Here is a 17,798-nt window from a genome sequence, read left to right as displayed (position 1 = left end):
CCTAACGGATGTCGTACGCCCGCACGACCGTCTGGGTGACCGCCGCGCCGTTCGTGTCGGTGAGCTCCACCTTCAGCGAAACCTGCCGGCCGGCCCCGGCCCCGGCGTGGTCCACGACCGCCGACCACCGCCCGCCCCGCTCGGCGACGGCCGCCTGCGTCCAGTGCTCACCGTCGTACGAGTACGCCAGCTTCACCGACTTCAGCGCCCCCGGCACGTACCCCGCGTGCCCCGTGACGCCCAGCCCGATCGTCTGCCCGTTCGCCGCCGGCAGCGTCTTCATGCCGTCCGCCGGGATCGAGATCGAGGGGAAGAGGATCGGCAGGGCCTGCGAATACTGCGCCGGGTCCTGCTTCGACCGGAAGGTCCACGTCGTCGCCACCGCCTGCGAGCGCTGCCAGGTCCGCGCCGGGGCGCCGAACTTCTCGATCTGCTGCGTCAGTTCGTACGTGGCCTCCTCGGCCGGGACCTCGAAGACCCCCGACGGGTACCAGCTGTCGCCGATCTGCTCTCCGTTGCGCTTCAGGACCAGCCCGCCGACGTCCCCGAAGGAACCCGCCTGCGCGTAGTGCCCGCTGTCCCCCCACATCGCGGAGGCGAAGCCGATCAGGTTCCCCTGCCGCTCGGCGGCCAGCTGCGGCCGGCCCGCGAGGTCGCGGCCGGCGACCGGGCCGATGACCCCGTCGTACCAGCTCTCGCTGCGCTTGCCGCCCTTGGCGTACGTGCGCTGCTGGTCGGTCATGAACTCGCCCCAGGGGAAGCTGCTGGAGACCAGGTGGTCCCAGGCCGTGTCCCCGGCGGAGTAGAACTCGGTGCGCCGGCCCGGCACGGCGACCGTGTCCAGGCCGCCGAAGTACACGGCGTTGCCCAGCGGCCGGTACGCGCCGGTCATGTCGGTGAAGTCGGCGGCCACACCCATCGCGTGGTACGTGGACTCGACGGAGCCGAGGTCGCGGTCGCGCACCCGGTAGGTCCGGTCCCCGCGCACCTCGCCCTTCTCCACCTGCGCCAGGTTGTAGACGTAGGGGCTCTTCGCGCTGCCCTTCCAGTTCAGCGTGACCTTGCCGGCCGCGAGCCGCGCCAGCAGTGCCTTGGCCTCGGGCTGCTCGATGGTCAGCGCCGGGAGCGAGCCGCCCGCGTAGCCGGTGAAGCCGGCCCAGCGGCCGGGGGCGTCGCGGAAGGCGAGGACGGCCACGGCCCCGGCCGCCCTGGCGTTGTTCGCGACCTCGTACAGCGAGCCGTCCTCCGCCTTGACCAGGACGATCGCGCCCTTGGCGCCCGCGGCGGCGAGCTCCTCGGGCGTACCGGCGCCCGCGTCGACCAGCGGCGCGCCGCCCGCCGCGTCGAGGTTGTCGCTGCCCGTGGAGGCGGTGATCGGGTGCAGGGCCGGGCCGCCGGGGCCGGCGACCTTCAGCTCGGAGATCAGCGGCGCGGCCGCGCGCCAGTAGCTGCCGAACTCGAACTCTCCCTCGTGGGCCCGGCCTTCGACCGAGGCGTAGTAGCCGCGGATCGTCCGTCCGCCCATGGCCGTGCCCGCGTGCAGCCAGGATTCGTCCCAGTACCGGGAGAAGGCGAGGGTGGTGTTGCGGGCCTCGGCGGGCCGGTCGGTGGCGATCGACAGCCGGGCGGCCTTGCGGGCGTCCAGCACGATCACGGTGTCCTTCTTGACCTCCACCTGGGGGCGGCCCAGGTAGGTGAGGGAGTCGTACAGCGTGGCCCCGTCGCCCGCGTCGAGCGTGCCGACGAAGGCGGAGAGGAAGTACGAGCCGGGGCGCACCCGGTAGACCTGGTCCGCGGCGCCGTCGTTGAAGCGGCGCTCCCCGCTGGCGTCGTCGGTGCCGATGACGTCGAGGGAGGAGGGTCCGGCGGCGGGCTTGCCCGCGCGGTCGATCAGCTTGACGCGCAGGGTGACGGTCTCCGGCTCCACGTACAGCGAGAAGGGCGTGGAGACGTGCACGCCGTCCGCGGTGGCGACGACGCGCCCGGTGACGTCCCCGTACTGGGAGCGCTCCAGCCGGGCCGCCGGGTCGAGGGCGAGCGGCACCTTGACGGTGGCCCCGGCCGGGACGGTCACCGTACGGCGGTCCAGGCCCGCGATCCGGCTGCGCACGGCTGAGCCGTCGTTGCCGGTGACCTTCTCGACGGCGAGGCCGAGGGTGACGGGCCGGGTGCCGCTGTTGGTGTACGGGATCTCGACGCTCGTCCGGTCGCCGCGCTCCTGCGGCCAGTGGTACGAGCCGCCCTGCACGGCGGGCGCGCCGGTCACGGTGGTGTCGACGGCGGCCTTGACGTCGAGGCGGCCGCCGCCGGTCTGGCGCACGTCCCCGGGGACGGCGGAGTTCGCGGAGCCGACGAGGGCCGCCTTGACCTGCTGGGCGGTCCAGTCGGGGTGGCGCTGCTTGACGATCGCGGCGGCGCCGGCGACGTGCGGGGTGGCCATCGACGTACCGGACATGGACTGGTACGCGTACACCCCGCGGCCGCCCGCGGCGGCGGCGGAGATCCCGACGCCGGGGGCGGCGATCTCGGGCTTGAGGGTGTGCTGGAGTCCGGTGGGGCCGCGGCTGGAGAAGGAGGCCGTGGTGTCGTCGCGGTCGACGGCGCCGACGGTCAGCACGCTGGGCGCGCAACCGGGCGAGGAGACCGTGTTGTTGCCGGGGCCGGAGTTGCCGGCGGCGATCACGAAGAGGGTGCCTCCGCTCTGCGCGAGTCGCTCGGCGGCGGCCGACATGGGGTCGTCGCAGGCGGTCTGCGAGGGGTCGCCGAGGCTCATGGAGACCACGTCGGCCTTGCTCTCGACGGCCCACTCCATCCCGGCGATGATCCACGAATCGAGGCCGTAGCCTTGGTCGTTGAGGACCTTGCCGCTGAGCAGTTCGGTGCCCGGCGCGACGCCCTTCTTGGCGCCGCCGCTCTCGGCTCCCGAGCCGCCGACGGTGGAGATGGTGTGGGTGCCGTGGCCCTGGCGGTCCGCGTCGGTGTCGGAGTCGGTGAAGTTCTTCGACGCGGCGACGCGGCCCTTGAGGTCGGGGTGCTCCAGGTCGGTGCCGGTGTCGAGGACGGCGACCTTGGTGCCCTTGCCGTCGTACCCGGCCGCCCAGGCGGCGGTGGCGTTCACCTGCTTGGTGGACCGTTCCAGGTTCGCCTGGACCTTGCCGTCGAGCCACAGCTTCTTCAGCCCGCCGGCGGCGCGGGAGCGGGTGTCGGTGACGTCCGCCCAGAAGGCGGCGGCCTGCTGCTTGTCGGCGGCGAGGGCGACGGCCCCGATGGATCCCAGCACGAGGGAGCGCTCGGCGCCGCGCGGGGCCGGGGGCGCGCTGCGCGCCAGGTCGGCGGAGCCGTCGTAGACCGCGATGAGCGGGAGCTTCTTGGTGCGGGCATCGTCGTAGCCCTGCCGGATCAGGCCGGTGACGTTGAAGAGCTCCTGGTCGACCCGGCCGGCGGCGAGGGCCTTGACCGCGCTCTCGGGGTAGACGTAGAGGTCCTTGCCGTTCTGGCGGGTCTGCACGAGCGGCTGCGAGCCGTCCTCGCGCGGCATCGCGGTGGCGGCGCTGCGCCCGGCCGGGTCGGTGGAGACCAGGATCCGGTCGCCGGTGACCAGGGTCACGGTGACCGGGGCCGTGGGCTGCTTTCCGGCCGCTTCGCTCCCCGCGATCGGTCTCTTCCCCGCGCCTCCCGGCGCTCCGTCGCTCGGCTGTGCCGCCGACGGGCCGATGGCGGTGACGGCCAGGACGGCCGCGGTGGCCGCTCCCACCGCCGTACGCGATATCGGGCGCATCGCTCTCCCCAGGTGAATTCCGGCCAACTGCTGCATTGCACGGCAAAGCTGCCCGCAAGTGGCTTCTGACCGGCGGATGTTGGTGCTGCGGTGGCGTCACCTTGGCAGAGGGGCGGGGGATGCGGCGATGATGTCCGCGGCGGGTTTGCGCCGTGGCCGCTTCCCGCCAGGAGCGCCGTGGAGAGGGTGGGTGGACCGGTTGCTGAACGCGATAGGCCTGGACGAGGGCCAGGAGTCGGCGTACCGCGCGCTGGTGGCGCTGGGGGCGGCGGAGGTGCCCGACCTCGCGCACCGGCTGACGCTGCCGGTGCCGCAGACCGAGCGGGTCCTGCGGCATCTGGAGCGGCACGGTCTGGCGGCGCAGTCCTCGACCCGGCCGGGACGCTGGGTGGCGGCCCCGCCGGGGGTGGCTCTGGGGGCGCTGCTGACGCAGCAGCGGCACGAGCTGGAGCAGGCGGAGCTGACGGCGGCGCTGCTGGCTCAGGAGTACCGGGCGGAGGCGGCCGAGCCGGCGGTGCACGACCTGGTGGAGGTGGTGACGGGCGCGAGCGCGGTGGCCCACCGCTTCCACCAGCTCCAGCTGGGCGCGGCGGAGGAGGTGTGCGCCCTGGTCAGCGGCCGGCCGCAGGTGGTCACCGGGATGGAGAACGAGGCGGAGGAGCGGGCCGCCGTACGGGGCGTGGCGTACCGGGTGGTGATCGAGCGGGAGGTACTGGCCCTGCCGACGGGCATCAGGGAGGCGTCGACGGCGCTCGCCCGGGGCGAACAGGTCCGGGTGACGGGGGACGTGCCGACGAAGCTGGTGATCGCGGACCGGTCCCTGGCGATGGTCCCGCTGACGTCGCGCGGAGCGGAGCCGGCGGCGCTGGTGGTGCACGCGTCGGGGCTGCTGGAGTCCCTGATGGGCCTCTTCGAGGCGGTGTGGCGGGAGGCGCTGCCGCTGCGGCTGGGGGCGACGGGCGCGGCGGAGGAGTCGGGGGGCGTGCCCGACACCACGGACCTGGAGATCCTGACGCTGCTGCTGGCCGGGATGACGGACGCGAGCGTGGCGAAGCACCTGGAGCTGGGGCTGCGGACGGTGCAGCGGCGGGTCAAGGGGCTGATGGAGCTGTCGGGGGTCACGACGCGGCTCCAGCTGGGCTGGCACGCGTACGAGAGGGGCTGGGTGGCCCGGTGAGCCCGGTCCCGGGGCTGGGTGGCCCGATGGGCCCCGGTCGGTCAGGCTGGGCGCATGGATCTGCCTCAGCTGCTCCTGGTGGGGCTGGTGCTGCTGCTCGGGGTGGTCGGGGTGCTGGTCCCGGGTGTCCCGGGGAGCTGGCTGGTCTGGGCGGGGGTGCTGTGGTGGGCGCTGCACGAGCGGTCGGCCCTGGCGTGGTCCCTGCTGGTGTCGGCGACGGCCCTGCTGCTGGTGGTCCAGGTGGTCGAGTGGCAGCTGCCGCCGCGGCGGCTGCGCGGCGTGGGGGTCACCCGCCGGATGGCGGTGTACGCGGGCGCGGGCGCGCTGCTCGGCTTCGTGGTGGTGCCGGTGCTGGGGGCGGTTCCGGGGTTCGTGGGGGGCGTCTACCTGTGCGAACGGCTGCGGCTGGGCACGCACGGCGAGGCCTGGGCCTCGGTCCGGGCGGTGATGCGGGCGGTGGGCACGAGCGTGCTGGTGGAACTGCTCGCGTGCCTGATGGTGGTGGCCGCCTGGCTCGGGGCGGTGGTGGCGGGCTGACGCGCGTGGTGGGCGTGGCTTAGGGCCATGGGTCTACGTCTGTTCGGCCGGTGGCCCGATGCGGGGGGTGGGGGGCGCTGCGAGGGTGGGTCCCATGACGGAGTTCAAGGGTTTCAGCGAGGCACAGCTGGCGTACCTCCGGTCGCAGCGGCTGGGGAGGCTGGCGACGGTGGACGCGGACGGGCAGCCGCAGGCGAACCCGGTGGGGTTCTTCCCGCAGGAGGACGGAACGGTCCTGGTGGGCGGGATGGCCATGGGGTCGACGAAGAAGTGGCGGAACCTCGGGAACAACCCGCGGCTCGCGCTGGTGGTGGACGATCTGGCGAGCACCCGGCCGTGGAAGGTCCGCGGGGTCGAGATCCGCGGCCGCGCCACGCTGGAGGTGGGCCCGCACGCGCTGGGCCCGCACTTCAGCCCGGAGGTGATCCGGATCCACCCGGAGCGGGTGTTCGCCTGGGGCCTGGACGACGCCTGACCCGGCCCGGGCTGCGCCGGCGCTGGACGACGCCTGACCCGGTCCGGGCCCGGACGCCTGCCCTCCTCGGGGGAGGGGGCAGGCGTCCGGGGGCGGGCTCAGGAGCGGCCGTTGCGCTTCGCCGCGTAATTGGCCCGGCCCTCGGCCGACTTGATCCGCCAGTCCCGGCGGATCTCGTTGCGGAGCCTGGCGTCCGTCTTGGCGACGATCCGCTGGTTCTCCCGGAGCAGCTTGCGGTAGCTCTCCAGGCGCCGCTCCGGCAGTTCGCCGGTCTCCAGCGCTTCGAGTACCGCGCACCCCGGCTCGGCCTCGTGCGCGCAGTCGTGGAAGCGGCAGTCGGCCGCGTACTCCTCGATCTCCGAGAAGACCTGGCCGACGCCGGTCCCGGCGTCCCACAGGCCGACGCCGCGCAGTCCGGGCGTGTCGATGAGGACGCCCCCGCCGGGCAGTGCCAGCAGGTTGCGGGTGGTCGTCGTGTGCCGGCCCTTGCCGTCCGCGTCGCGCGTGGCCTGGACCGCCATGACGTCGGCGCCGAGCAGCGCGTTCGCCAGGGTGGACTTGCCCGCGCCCGAGATGCCGAGCAGCACGCTCGTACCGCCGGCGACGATCGCCGCCAGTACGTCCGTGCCCTCCCCGGTGTGGGAGGAGACGGTGAGGACGTCGACGCCCGGCGCGGTGGTCTCCACGTCCTGGACCAGGTGCGCGAGCGTCACCGGGTCCGGTACGAGGTCGGCCTTGGTCAGGACGACCAGCGGCTGCGCCCCGGACTCCCAGGCGAGGGCCAGGAACCGCTCGATGCGGCCGAGGTCGAGCTCGACGGCCAGGGAGACCGCGATGATCGCGTGGTCGACGTTGGCGGCGAGGATCTGCCCCTCGGAGCGCTTCGAGGAGGTGGAGCGCACGAACGCGGTCCGGCGCGGCAGGTACGTCTTGACGTACCGGGGGCTGCCCGCCGCCTCGACGGCGGCCCAGTCACCGGTGCAGATGACGCGGAGCGGGTCGTGCGGGGTGACGAAGGCGGTGTCGGCGTGGACGATGCCGTCGGCCGTCATGACGTCGCACTGGCCGCGGTCCACCCGCACCACGCGGCCGGGCACCAGGCCCTGTCCGGTGTAGGGGGCGAACTCGGCCTCCCACGCCTCGTCCCAGCCGAAGGGAGCGAGGGCGGACGCGTACGCAGAAGAGGAGGAGGAAGAAAGACGAGCGGAAGAGAAAGACAAGGGGAACCCTTCACAGGGTGGCCCCGGCAGCGCGCGCTCAGCGGCGCGCGAAGAGGTGTGAGGTCAGCCGGAGACCACGGAAGTGACATTGATGGTCTTCTGAGTGCGGGCGGCGCCCTGCGTGACGACAGTCATCAATGAACTCACCTCCGGGTCATGTACGAACTGGACCGTTCCGCGCGGTTCGGCGGGGAACTCGATCACCGTAGCAAGTGCGCTCCGGCGCACGCCAATTCTTTTCCGGCCACGTCTGCCGGGCGCATGTCCGATTCGTTCAAGACCGGCGGCCGGGCCGCTCCTAGCCTGGCCGCATGACTCCACGAACAGCTCACCGGACGACTCCCCGACTCGACATGATCGGCCTCGTCGTCTCCGACATGGCCGCCTCGCTCGCCTTCTACCGCCGCCTGGGTCTGGACGTCCCGGCCGGGGCGGAGGAGCAGCCGCACGTGGAGGCCGTCCTGCCCGGCGGGCTCCGGATCGGCTGGGACACGGAGGAGGCGATCCGCTCCTTCGACCCGTCCTGGACCCGCCCCGCCGGGGGCGACCGGCTGGGGCTCGCATTCCAGTGCGAGTCGCCCGCAGGGGTGGACGCGGTGTACGCCGAGCTGACGGACGCCGGGTACGAGGGCCATCTGAAGCCCTGGGACGCCTTCTGGGGGCAGCGCTACGCCGTCGTGCTCGACCCGGACGGCTGCGGGGTCTCCCTGTTCGCCGCCGCCGGGGCGTAGGCCGCCGCGTAGGCCCCCGGGGTGGTCCCGGCCAGCGCCCGCACCTCGCGGGCGAGGTGGGCCTGGTCGGCGTACCCGGCCCGGTACGCCACCTCGGCCGGCGGCAGGCCCCGCCGCGCCAGCTCCAGCGCCCGCTGGAGGCGCAGCACGCGCCCGAGCGTGCGGGGTCCGTAGCCGAAGGCGTCGAGGGAGCGCCGGTGCAGCTGGCGCTCCCCGAGGCCCACGGCTTGCGCCAGGGCGGCCACGGACTCCCCCGCGCGGAGCCCGGCCGTCACCCGTGCGGCGAGGGGGTCGGGGGGCTTGCTCCGCGCCGCGCGGCCGCGGGCCAGCCGCTCCAGTCCCGAGCCGGGGTCCTCGTACGCGCTCATCCGCTCGGCGAGCTCGCGCACCTCCGGCCCCGGCCAGAGGTCGGCGAGCTCGACCCGCCGGTCGCGCAGCTCGTGCGCCGGTACGCCGAGCAGCGCGGGCGCCGTGCCGGGGGCGAACCTCAGCCCCGACACCGCGCCGGGGGCCCCGCCCGGCACCTGCCCGACGGGGTGCGGCCCGGTGTCGGGGCCGGCGACCAGCAGCCGCCCGCAGGTCCACAGCAGGTCCATGCAGCCGTCGGGCAGTACGGGCCCGACGGGGGCTCCGGGGGCTGCGGTGCGGCGCCAGACGATCGCGCCCGGCACCAGCGCGGACGGCCGCTCCTCGTACACAGCCGCCACGTTACGCCGCGGCCGTCGGCATCGGCCCGCGGCCCGGGGTCCGGGGCCCGCGGCCCGCCGCCCGGGGTCAGTGCTTGCGCAGACGGGCCGAGTAGTCCTCGGGCGGCAGGAACTTCGACCAGCGCTCCGGGAACTCGGAGGGCATCTCGCCGTCCCCCTCCTCGTCGTCCTCCGACTCGCCCTCGGCGAGGGCCCGCCACGCGGCGGCGCGCGCGATCAGCTGCGCGGCCTCCGCCTCGCGGGCCCGTTCGTTGGCCTCGCGGGCCGCGGCGGTGGCCACGGACGGCCAGACCCGGTCGATGGCGGCGTTCACCGCCGCGCCGACGAGCACGGCGAAGGCCGACACGCCGATCCACAGCAGGACGGCGACGGGCGCGGCCAGCGAACCGTAGATGGTCGGGCCCTCGACGGTGTTCGTGAGGTAGATCCGCAGCAGGAACGAGCCCAGCACCCACATGGCGAGGGCGACGAGCGCGCCCGGGACGTCCTCGATCCACGGGGAGCGCACGGGCACGGACACGTGGTAGAGCGTGGTCAGGAACGCGATGGACAGCAGGGTGACGATCGGCCAGTACAGGACCGCGATCACCTCGGTGCTCCAGGGCACCCAGCGGACGACCGCGTCGGGCCCCGCCACCATCAGCGGCAGCACGACCGCGCCGATCACCAGGGCGACCACGTACAGCAGGAAGGAGAGCAGCCGGGTCTTGACGATGCCGCGCTGGCCGTCGAGCCCGTACATCACGGTGATGGTGTCGATGAAGACGTTGACGGCGCGCGAGCCCGACCAGAGGGCGAAGGCGAAGCCGAGGGAGATCAGGTCCGGGCGGCCGGCTTTGGTGACGTCGTCGAGCATCGGTTTCGCGATGTCGTTGACGCCCCGGTCGGAGAGGACCGTGCCGACCGCGTTGAGGATGTTCTCCTCGATGGAGGCCACGAAGGTGCCGCCCGTCCAGCCGTCGACGTACCCGAGGAGGCCCAGGAGGCCCAGGAACAGCGGCGGCAGCGAGAGCAGCGTGAAGAACGCCGCCTCGGCGGCCAGGCCGAGGATCCGGTACTCGATGCACGAATTGACGGTGTCTTTCAGCAGCAGCCACGCCATCTTGCGCTTGGAGACGTTGCGGTACAGGGCACGGGCCCGGTGGAGTCGCCCGGGGACCCGCTCGTGGACCCGCTCGGGTGTTTCTTTTGCTGGCTGCACGTCCTTACGGTATCCGCATGGCAGCCACCACCCACACAGTCACCAACCAGGCCCCTCCCCTGGTGGGCTACGACGTCTACGGCACCGACCGGGCGCTGCGGGAGGGCGTGGAGCGGCACCTGTCGGCCGCGGCCCCCGAACTCCTCGGCGAGGTGCGGGAGGAACTCGGGGAACTGGGGCGGGCGGCGGGCTCGGCGCAGGCCCAGCGGTGGGGTGCGCAGGCGAACGAGAACCCGCCGGAACTGCGTACGCACGACCGGTACGGCCACCGGATCGACGAGGTGGAGTTCCACCCGGCCTGGCACCGGCTGCTCGGGCACGCGGTGGGCGCCGGGCTGACCGACGCGTGGGGCCGGCCGGCCGGGCACCTGCGCCGCGCGGCCGGGTTCTTCGTGTGGTCGCAGGCCGAGGCGGGGAACGGCTGCCCCGTGTCGATGACCCATGCGGCCGTACCGGCGCTGCGGACGGATCCGGCGCTGGCCGCCGAATGGGAGCCGCGGCTGACCTCGCACGCGTACGAGGAGGGGCTGCGGCCGGCCGGGCAGAAGGCCGGGGTGCTGTTCGGCATGGGGATGACGGAGAAGCAGGGCGGCAGCGACGTACGGGCGAACACGACGGCGGCGAAGCCGCTGGACGCGGCGGGCGAGTACCTGCTGACGGGGCACAAGTGGTTCTGCTCGGCGCCGATGTCGGACGGGTTCCTGGTGCTGGCTCAGGCGTCCTCCTCCGGAACGGACGCTCTGACGTGCTTCCTGGTGCCGCGGGTGCTGCCGGACGGCACGCGCAACGCGTTCGCGATCCAGCGGCTGAAGGACAAGCTGGGCAACCGGTCGAACGCGTCGGCCGAGGTGGAGTTCGACGGGACGTGGGCGCGGCGGGTCGGCGAGGAGGGGCGGGGGGTGCGGACCATCATCGGGATGGTCGCGGCGACCCGGCTGGACTGCGTGCTGGGCTCGGCGGCGCTGATGCGGCAGGCGCTGACGCAGGCCGTGCACCATGCGGAGCACCGCTCTGCTTTCGGAGCACGGCTCATCGAACAGCCGCTGATGCGCAACGTGCTGGCCGATCTCGCACTGGAGTCGGAGGCGGCGACGACGCTCGGGCTGCGCCTCGCGGCCGCGTACGACGCCGGGACGGAGCAGGAGCGGGCCTTCCTGCGCATCGCGGTGCCCGCCGCGAAGTACTGGGTGACCAAGCGGTGTACGCCGATGGTGGCGGAGGCCCTGGAGTGTCTGGGCGGCAACGGCTACGTCGAGGAGTCCGGGCTGCCGAGGCTGCTGCGCGAGTCCCCGCTGAACTCGATCTGGGAGGGTTCGGGCAACGTACAGGCCCTGGACGTGCTGCGGGCGCTCTGGGGGTCCCCCCACGCCGCAGGGCGTAGGGGGAGGGAGCCGCTGGCGCTGAACGCGCTCCTCCAAGAGGTGGGGCAGGCGCGCGGCGCCGACCACCGGCTGGATTCGGCCATCAAGGGGCTGCTGACGGAGCTCGCGGACCTGGAGGGCATCGAGGCGCGGGCGCGCCGGGTGGTGGAGCGCATCGCCCTGGTGCTCCAGGGATCCCTGCTGGTGCGCTGGGCGCCGCCGGAGGTGGCGGACGCGTTCTGCGCCTCGCGCCTGGGCGGCGACTGGGGCGCGGCCTTCGGCACACTGCCGCACAGCCTGCATCTGGGCGCGCTGGTCGAACGGGCGCGGATCGCGGGCTGAGTTCCGTGACCTGTCCCCAAACAGGTCCGAGCCGGGATCCGGGCCCGTTGACCGGGAGCAGAGGTGGCGCCGCGCCGACTCGGCACCACCCCTGATCCGAAAGCCCCGAGGAGGAGCTGTCACGCCGCGAGGCGACGTCCGGACAGTTTCGGTCGGGTGACCGGGACTTGGCGAGAGTTGCATACCGTTGCAACCCTCTGAGTCCTCTGAGCTCTCGGCGTTCTCCGGGTCTCGGCGTTCTCAGCGTTCTCAGCGTTCTCAGCGTTCTCAGCGTTCTCTGCGTTTCGTTCCGCACGGGGAGGTTCCGGTGGCCTACACCGCAGGCAGCACGGTCGATGTGGCACGCATCTCGGCCATGGACGCGCGGGAGGCCGCGCGTCTGCTCAAGGGGGTGCGGGCGGCGGCGCTGGCCGGGGACCCGCCGCCGGCGGAGCCCCGCCCGGAGATCGCCGAGTCCTGGCGCCGGATGCTGGCCGGCGGGGTGCACCCGGACCGGGACGCGCGCTCGCGGATGCTGTCGGCGGCCGAGACGGAGGAGCGGCGGCAGGTCTCGCCGCTGCGGGAGATCCTGCCGGTGCTGCGCGAGGGGCTGCTGCCGGCGCTGGACGCGGCGCTGCACATCATGGTCGTCGCGGACGCGGAGGGGCGGCTGCTGTGGCGGGAGGGGGCCTCCCCGATCCTGCGCAAGGCGGACCGGCTCGGGTTCGCGGTGGGCGCCGACTGGGACGAGGCGGTGGTCGGCACGAACGGCGTGGGTACGGCTCTGGTGGCCCGGCAGCCCGTCCAGGTGTTCTCGGCGGAGCACTTCGTCTCCAGCCACCACGACTGGACCTGTGCGGGGGCGCCGGTGCGGGACCCGCGGGACGGGCGGCTGCTGGGCGTGGTGGACGTCAGCGGGCCGCTGGCCACGATGCACCCGGCCACGCTGGCGTGGGTGAGCGCGGTGGCCCGCCTCGCGGAGCGGGAGCTGCGGATCCGGCACCTGGAGTCGCTGGAGCGGCTGCGGGCGGTCGCGTCGCCGCTGCTGGCCCGGCTGCCGGGACAGGCCGTGGCGGTGGACCCGCACGGCTGGACGGCGGCCGTGACGGGGCTGGCCCCGGCGGACCGGATCGCGCTGCCGAAGGGGTTCGGGCCGGGCCGGGTGTGGGTGGCACAGCTCGGGGACTGCCTGGTGGAGCCGCTGCCGGGCGGCTGGCTGCTGCGCGTCGCGCAGGCGCCGGGCACCTCCGCGGCGGCGAGCCGGGTCGTCCTGGACCTGAGCCGTCCGCGCGCGTGGTCGGCGACGGTGTACGGGGCCGCCGGGAGCTGGTCCCAGGAGCTGAGCCCGCGCCACGCGGAGCTGCTGTTCCTGCTGGCGGAGGGCCCGCGGGGGCGGTCGGCGGCGGAACTGGCGGCGGAACTGTTCGGGGACCCGACCCGGACGGTGACGGTGCGGGCGGAGCTGTCCCGGGTACGGCGGCACCTGGGCGGGGTGCTGACCCACCGCCCGTACCGCTTCGCGGACGACGTGGAGGTGGAGCTGATCCGCCCCGGGGACCCGGCGGCGCTGCTGCCGCACTCGACGGCGCCGGCGGTGATCAGGGCCCGGCTGGGCCGTCCGGGGGCCTGGGGGTCCCCCCGGCGGTAGCCGGGGGGTGTGATTCCCTGACCTGCATGAGCACCCTCACACTCACCACGTGGTCCCTGGAAATGGCTTCGCCGCAGGACCTGGTCCGGGCGGCCGTCCCAGGGCCTGAGATCAGTGTCCGGCGCGCGGAGGTCCCCTCGCCGGAGTTCAGCCGCTTCCTCTACGCCTCGGTGGGCGGCGACATCCACTGGACGGACCGGCTGTCCCTGACCCGGGCGCAGTGGGTGGAGCAGCTGGGCCGTCCCGGCGTGGAGACGTGGGTGGCGTACGAGCGCGGGACGCCGGCGGGGTACGTGGAGCTCGACCCGCAGGACGACGGCGTGGTGGAGATCATGTACTTCGGGCTGCTCCCGGACTTCCGGGGCCGCCGCATCGGGGGCCACCTGCTGACGCTGGGCGTCGAAGCGGCCTGGTCCCTGGCGGACCGCTGGCCGGGGCGCGAGGCGACGACGCGGGTCTGGCTCCACACGTGCAGCCAGGACGGCCCGACGGCGATGGACAACTACCTCCGCCGCGGCTTCAAGCTCTTCAAGACGGAGACGGAGCAGAAGGAGAGCGCCCCGACCCCCGGCCCCTGGCCGGGCGCGTAGGGGCTGCGGCGGGGGCGGCGCGGAGGGACTGCTTCCGGCCGCATCCCGCTCCCCCTCGCGACGTGACCGGCGTCACTTCGTCTCGGAATACGGGACTACATCGTCCGAATAATGGACAGTAGTGGACTCCTCCAATCGGCACATGACACGCTTCCGCCATGAATGGAGCTGGAATTGCCTTGGTGAGTCGGCGGCACGTCGACCTCGGCCGCATGTCCAGTGCCATCTGTTCGGCGCGCTGACGGAACCAGCCACCGCCGCGCAGCCCCGGCACAGCGCCCCGCACACCGTCGTCGCGGGGGCGCCGCCGCCCGCAGTCCCCTGAAGGCAGAACACCGCCCTGACCACCGGCACAACCGGAGAATCGGGCGGCGATCGGCCGCACCTGCTCAGCGGCAGGGCTGATGACAGGGGCACTCGCCGCCCCTCCCCCCGCCCTTGCAACGAGCCGCCGAAGAAGGACGTACCGCCATGGCCGCCACCCCCGAAACGACCGCTGCCGCAGCTCCCGCAGCCGCCGCGCGCCGCAAGACCGGCCGTCACCGCGGTGAGGGTCAGTGGGCCGTTGGACACCACACCCCCCTCAACGGCAACGAGCAGTTCAAGAAGGACGACGACGGTCTCAACGTGCGGACACGCATTGAGACGATCTACTCCAAGACGGGCTTCGACTCGATCGACCCCAACGACCTGCGCGGCCGCATGCGCTGGTGGGGTCTGTACACCCAGCGCAAGCCCGGGATCGACGGCGGCAAGACCGCGATCCTGGCGCCGGAGGAGCTGGACGACAAGTACTTCATGCTGCGCGTCCGCATCGACGGCGGCCGGCTGACCACCGAGCAGCTCCGCGTCATCGGCGAGATCTCGCAGGAGTTCGCGCGCGGCACCGCCGACCTCACCGACCGGCAGAACGTGCAGTACCACTGGATCCGGATCGAGGACGTCCCGGAGATCTGGCGCCGCCTGGAGGCCGTCGGCCTCTCCACCACCGAGGCCTGCGGTGACACGCCCCGCGTCATCCTCGGCTCGCCCGTCGCCGGCATCGCCCAGGACGAGATCATCGACGGCACCCCCGCCATCGACGAGATCTACCGCCGCATCGTGGGCAACCCGGACTTCTCCAACCTGCCCCGCAAGTTCAAGTCCGCGGTCTCCGGCTCGCCGCTGCTCGACGTGGCGCACGAGATCAACGACATCGCCTTCGTGGGCGTGAACCACCCCGAGCACGGCCCCGGCTTCGACGTCTGGGTCGGCGGCGGCCTCTCCACCAACCCCAAGCTGGGCGTGCGCCTGGGCACCTGGGTCTCGCTCGACGAGGTCCCGGACGTCTACGAGGGCGTCATCTCGATCTTCCGCGACTACGGCTACCGCCGCCTGCGCACCCGCGCCCGGCTGAAGTTCCTCGTCGCCGACTGGGGCCCGGCCAAGTTCCGCCAGGTCCTGGAGGACGAGTACCTGGGGCGCAAGCTGACCGACGGCCCCGCGCCCGAGCAGCCCAGCGGCCAGTGGCGCGACCACGTCGGCGTCCACCGGCAGCAGGACGGCCGCTTCTACGTCGGCTTCGCACCCCGCGTCGGCCGCGTGGACGGCGCCACCCTCACCAAGATCGCGGACGTCGCCGAGCAGCACGGCTCCGGCCGCCTGCGCACCACCGCCGAGCAGAAGATGATCGTCCTCGACATCGAGGCGGACAAGGTCGACTCCGTCGTCGCCGCGCTGGAGGCGCTGGACCTGCGGGTCAAGCCGTCCCCGTTCCGCCGCGGCACGATGGCCTGCACCGGCATCGAGTTCTGCAAGCTGGCCATCGTCGAGACGAAGGCGCGCGGCGCCTCGCTGATCGACGAACTGGAGCGCCGCCTGCCGGAGTTCGCGGAGCCGCTGACCATCAACATCAACGGCTGCCCGAACGCCTGCGCCCGCATCCAGGTGGCGGACATCGGTCTCAAGGGCCAGCTGGTCCTCGACGATGACGGCAACCAGGTCGAGGGCTACCAGGTCCACCTGGGCGGCGCCCTCGGCCTGGAGGCCGGCTTCGGCCGCAAGGTCCGCGGCCTCAAGGTCACCTCGGCCGGTCTGCCCGACTACGTCGAGCGGGTCGTCACGCGCTTCGAGGAGCAGCGCGAGGACGGCGAGCGATTCGCCGCCTGGGTGACCCGTGCGAAGGACGAGGACCTCTCGTGAGCGAGCGCGCGGCCCCGTTCTACTGCCCGTACTGCGGCGACGAGGACCTGTTTCCGAACGAGACGGGTCACGGCGCCTGGGAGTGCAGGGCCTGCAACCGGGCCTTCCAGCTGCAGTACCTCGGGCTGCTGGCCCGGGGCGTCACGTCCGACACCGCGGGAGGGGAGGAGATATGACCACGACTCAAGACGACCGTCTCAACGTCGGCGGCCCCGAGGCCGTGTCCCTGAAGAGCGTTGCCGAGCAGGCCGGGCGCGACCTCGAGGACGCGTCCCCGCTGGAGATCCTGCGCTGGGCGGCCGACACCTTCGGCAAGAAGTTCTGCGTCACCTCCTCCATGGAGGACGCGGTGGTCGCCCACCTGGCCTCCCGCGCCTTCCCGGGCGTGGACGTGGTCTTCCTCGACACCGGCTACCACTTCGAGGAGACCATCGGCACCCGCGACGCGGTCGAGGCCGTGATGGACGTCAACGTCATCACCCTCACCCCGCGTCAGACGGTCGCCGAGCAGGACGCGGAGTACGGCCCGAAGCTGCACGACCGCGACCCCGACCTGTGCTGCGCGCTGCGCAAGGTCAAGCCGCTGGAAGACGGCCTGACCGCGTACGACGCATGGGCGACGGGCCTGCGCCGCGACGAGTCCCCCACCCGGGCGAACACCCCGGTGGTCGGCTGGGACGAGAAGCGGCAGAAGGTCAAGATCTCCCCGATCGCCCGCTGGACCCAGGACGAGGTCGACGCCTACGTCGCCGAGTACGGGGTCCTGACCAACCCGCTGCTGATGGACGGCTACGCCTCCGTCGGCTGCGCCCCCTGCACCCGCCGCGTGGCGGAGGGCGAGGACGCACGGGCCGGCCGCTGGGCCGGCCGGGCCAAGACCGAGTGCGGACTGCACGGCTGATGAGCGGCCCCGAAGCAGCGAGTCCCGAGACACCGAGTCCCGAGACACCGAGTCCCAAAGCAGCGAGTACCGAAGCACCGACTCTCACAGAACCGACGGAGACGAGAACGATGAGCGTGAGCGACCAGGGCGCCACCGTGTGGCTGACCGGGCTGCCGAGCGCCGGCAAGACCACCATCGCGTACGCGCTGGCCGAGCGGCTGCGCGCCGAGGGCCACCGCGTGGAGGTCCTCGACGGCGACGAGATCCGCGAGTTCCTCTCCGCCGGCCTGGGCTTCACCCGGGAGGACCGCCACACCAACGTGCAGCGGATCGGGTTCGTCGCCGAACTCCTCGCGAGCAACGGCGTCAAGGCGCTCGTACCGGTGATCGCGCCGTTCGCGGACAGCCGGGAGGCCGTCCGCAAGCGGCACGCCGCCGAGGGCACCCCGTACCTGGAGGTGCACGTGGCCACCCCGGTCGAGGTGTGCTCCGTACGCGACGTGAAGGGCCTGTACGCCAAGCAGGCGGCGGGCGAGATCTCCGGTCTGACCGGCGTCGACGACCCGTACGAGGCTCCGGACTCCCCGGACCTGCGCATCGAGTCGCACACGCAGACCGTGCAGGAGTCGGCTTCGGCCCTGCACGCGCTGCTCACCGAGAGGGGTCTGGCATGACGGCCACCGTCGCACACGTCCACGACGCTGCGGACGATTCTTTGGGGGCCGCGCCGTACGCGCTGTCGCACCTCGACGCCCTCGAATCCGAAGCGGTGCACATCTTCCGCGAGGTGGCGGGCGAGTTCGAGAAGCCGGTGATCCTCTTCTCCGGCGGCAAGGACTCCATCGTCATGCTGCACCTGGCGCTCAAGGCCTTCGCGCCCGCGCCGGTACCCTTCACGCTGCTGCACGTCGACACCGGGCACAACTTCCCCGAGGTCCTCGACTACCGCGACCGCGCGGTGGCCAAGCACAACCTGCGCCTGCACGTG

General features: G+C 73.2%; 17 protein-coding genes. 13 read left to right on the top strand and 4 right to left on the bottom strand.

Annotation, left to right across the window (positions count from 1 at the left end; all coding sequences use genetic code 11):
- Nucleotide 1: 1 nt before the first annotated feature.
- Nucleotides 2-3,778 (bottom strand): S8 family peptidase, encoded by a 3,777-nt coding sequence (locus ADK52_RS12650; protein ID WP_053689872.1) that lies wholly within the window; start codon nucleotides 3,776-3,778, stop codon nucleotides 2-4.
- A 199-nt stretch (nucleotides 3,779-3,977) separates the two neighbouring features.
- Here ADK52_RS12650 and ADK52_RS12645 point away from each other — a divergent pair, with 199 nt between their 5' ends.
- The 3 genes from ADK52_RS12645 to ADK52_RS12635 all read left to right on the top strand — a co-directional run bounded on the left by ADK52_RS12645 (nucleotide 3,978) and on the right by ADK52_RS12635 (nucleotide 5,967).
- A complete protein-coding gene (locus tag ADK52_RS12645) occupies nucleotides 3,978-4,955 on the top strand; it encodes a helix-turn-helix domain-containing protein (RefSeq protein ID WP_053689914.1) in 978 nt (325 codons plus the stop codon).
- A 54-nt stretch (nucleotides 4,956-5,009) separates the two neighbouring features.
- A complete protein-coding gene (locus ADK52_RS12640; protein WP_053689871.1) occupies nucleotides 5,010-5,492 on the top strand; it encodes a DUF456 domain-containing protein in 483 nt (160 codons plus the stop codon).
- Between the two features lie 94 nt (nucleotides 5,493-5,586).
- Nucleotides 5,587-5,967 (top strand): PPOX class F420-dependent oxidoreductase, encoded by a 381-nt coding sequence (locus ADK52_RS12635; RefSeq protein ID WP_053689870.1) that lies wholly within the window; start codon nucleotides 5,587-5,589, stop codon nucleotides 5,965-5,967.
- A gap of 98 nt (nucleotides 5,968-6,065) precedes the next feature.
- Here the strand turns inward: ADK52_RS12635 and rsgA are convergent, their stop codons facing one another.
- Nucleotides 6,066-7,187 carry a ribosome small subunit-dependent GTPase A gene (rsgA, locus tag ADK52_RS12630; RefSeq protein ID WP_053689869.1) on the bottom strand — a complete coding sequence of 374 codons (1,122 nt, stop codon included), beginning with the start codon at nucleotides 7,185-7,187 and terminating at the stop codon, nucleotides 6,066-6,068.
- 311 nt (nucleotides 7,188-7,498) lie between these two features.
- Between rsgA and ADK52_RS12625 the strand changes: the two genes are divergently transcribed.
- Nucleotides 7,499-7,918 (top strand): VOC family protein, encoded by a 420-nt coding sequence (locus ADK52_RS12625; RefSeq protein WP_053689868.1) that lies wholly within the window; start codon nucleotides 7,499-7,501, stop codon nucleotides 7,916-7,918.
- Here the strand turns inward: ADK52_RS12625 and ADK52_RS12620 are convergent.
- Nucleotides 7,855-8,616 carry a helix-turn-helix transcriptional regulator gene (locus ADK52_RS12620; RefSeq protein ID WP_053689867.1) on the bottom strand — a complete coding sequence of 254 codons (762 nt, stop codon included), beginning with the start codon at nucleotides 8,614-8,616 and terminating at the stop codon, nucleotides 7,855-7,857. The two genes, ADK52_RS12625 and ADK52_RS12620, sit on opposite strands and share 64 nt — an antisense overlap.
- 76 nt (nucleotides 8,617-8,692) lie before the next feature.
- A complete protein-coding gene (locus ADK52_RS12615) occupies nucleotides 8,693-9,826 on the bottom strand; it encodes a YihY/virulence factor BrkB family protein (RefSeq protein WP_053689866.1) in 1,134 nt (377 codons plus the stop codon).
- A gap of 17 nt (nucleotides 9,827-9,843) precedes the next feature.
- On the opposite strand from ADK52_RS12615, the gene ADK52_RS12610 reads away from it, so the two are divergent.
- From ADK52_RS12610 to ADK52_RS12575, 9 genes are all read left to right on the top strand, one after another.
- Nucleotides 9,844-11,529 carry an acyl-CoA dehydrogenase family protein gene (locus tag ADK52_RS12610; protein WP_053689865.1) on the top strand — a complete coding sequence of 562 codons (1,686 nt, stop codon included), beginning with the start codon at nucleotides 9,844-9,846 and terminating at the stop codon, nucleotides 11,527-11,529.
- Nucleotides 11,530-11,884: 355 nt separating this feature from the next.
- Nucleotides 11,885-13,156 carry a GAF domain-containing protein gene (locus tag ADK52_RS12605; protein ID WP_053689913.1) on the top strand — a complete coding sequence of 424 codons (1,272 nt, stop codon included), beginning with the start codon at nucleotides 11,885-11,887 and terminating at the stop codon, nucleotides 13,154-13,156.
- 26 nt (nucleotides 13,157-13,182) lie between these two features.
- Nucleotides 13,183-13,746, top strand: coding sequence for a GNAT family N-acetyltransferase (locus tag ADK52_RS12600; protein WP_053689864.1), 564 nt, complete (start codon nucleotides 13,183-13,185; stop codon nucleotides 13,744-13,746).
- Nucleotides 13,747-13,904: 158 nt separating this feature from the next.
- Nucleotides 13,905-13,988 carry a putative leader peptide gene (locus ADK52_RS44995; RefSeq protein WP_351782709.1) on the top strand — a complete coding sequence of 28 codons (84 nt, stop codon included), beginning with the start codon at nucleotides 13,905-13,907 and terminating at the stop codon, nucleotides 13,986-13,988.
- A gap of 229 nt (nucleotides 13,989-14,217) precedes the next feature.
- A complete protein-coding gene (locus tag ADK52_RS12595) occupies nucleotides 14,218-15,927 on the top strand; it encodes a nitrite/sulfite reductase (RefSeq protein WP_053689863.1) in 1,710 nt (569 codons plus the stop codon).
- Nucleotides 15,924-16,103 carry a hypothetical protein gene (locus ADK52_RS12590; RefSeq protein WP_053689862.1) on the top strand — a complete coding sequence of 60 codons (180 nt, stop codon included), beginning with the start codon at nucleotides 15,924-15,926 and terminating at the stop codon, nucleotides 16,101-16,103. The genes ADK52_RS12595 and ADK52_RS12590 overlap by 4 nt, the downstream gene beginning before the upstream one ends.
- The gene (locus ADK52_RS12585; RefSeq protein WP_053689861.1) at nucleotides 16,100-16,828 is read left to right on the top strand and encodes a phosphoadenylyl-sulfate reductase; all 729 of its coding nucleotides are present in this window, start codon (nucleotides 16,100-16,102) and stop codon (nucleotides 16,826-16,828) included. Before ADK52_RS12590 ends, ADK52_RS12585 begins: the two co-directional genes overlap by 4 nt.
- Before the next feature lie 110 nt (nucleotides 16,829-16,938).
- Nucleotides 16,939-17,484: an adenylyl-sulfate kinase gene (cysC, locus tag ADK52_RS12580; protein ID WP_053689860.1), complete on the top strand. Its 546-nt coding sequence runs from the start codon at nucleotides 16,939-16,941 to the stop codon at nucleotides 17,482-17,484.
- Nucleotides 17,481-17,798, top strand: a 318-nt coding sequence (locus ADK52_RS12575) for a phosphoadenosine phosphosulfate reductase family protein (RefSeq protein ID WP_159045920.1), incomplete at its 3' end; no start/stop codon positions are given. The genes cysC and ADK52_RS12575, both read left to right, overlap by 4 nt.

The sequence above is a fragment of the Streptomyces sp. WM6372 genome (assembly GCF_001279655.1).
In the GTDB taxonomy this organism is placed as follows: Bacteria; Actinomycetota; Actinomycetes; order Streptomycetales; family Streptomycetaceae; genus Streptomyces.
The sequence above is the reverse complement of the archived record's forward strand: the minus strand, read 5'-3'. Positions and strand labels throughout refer to the sequence as shown.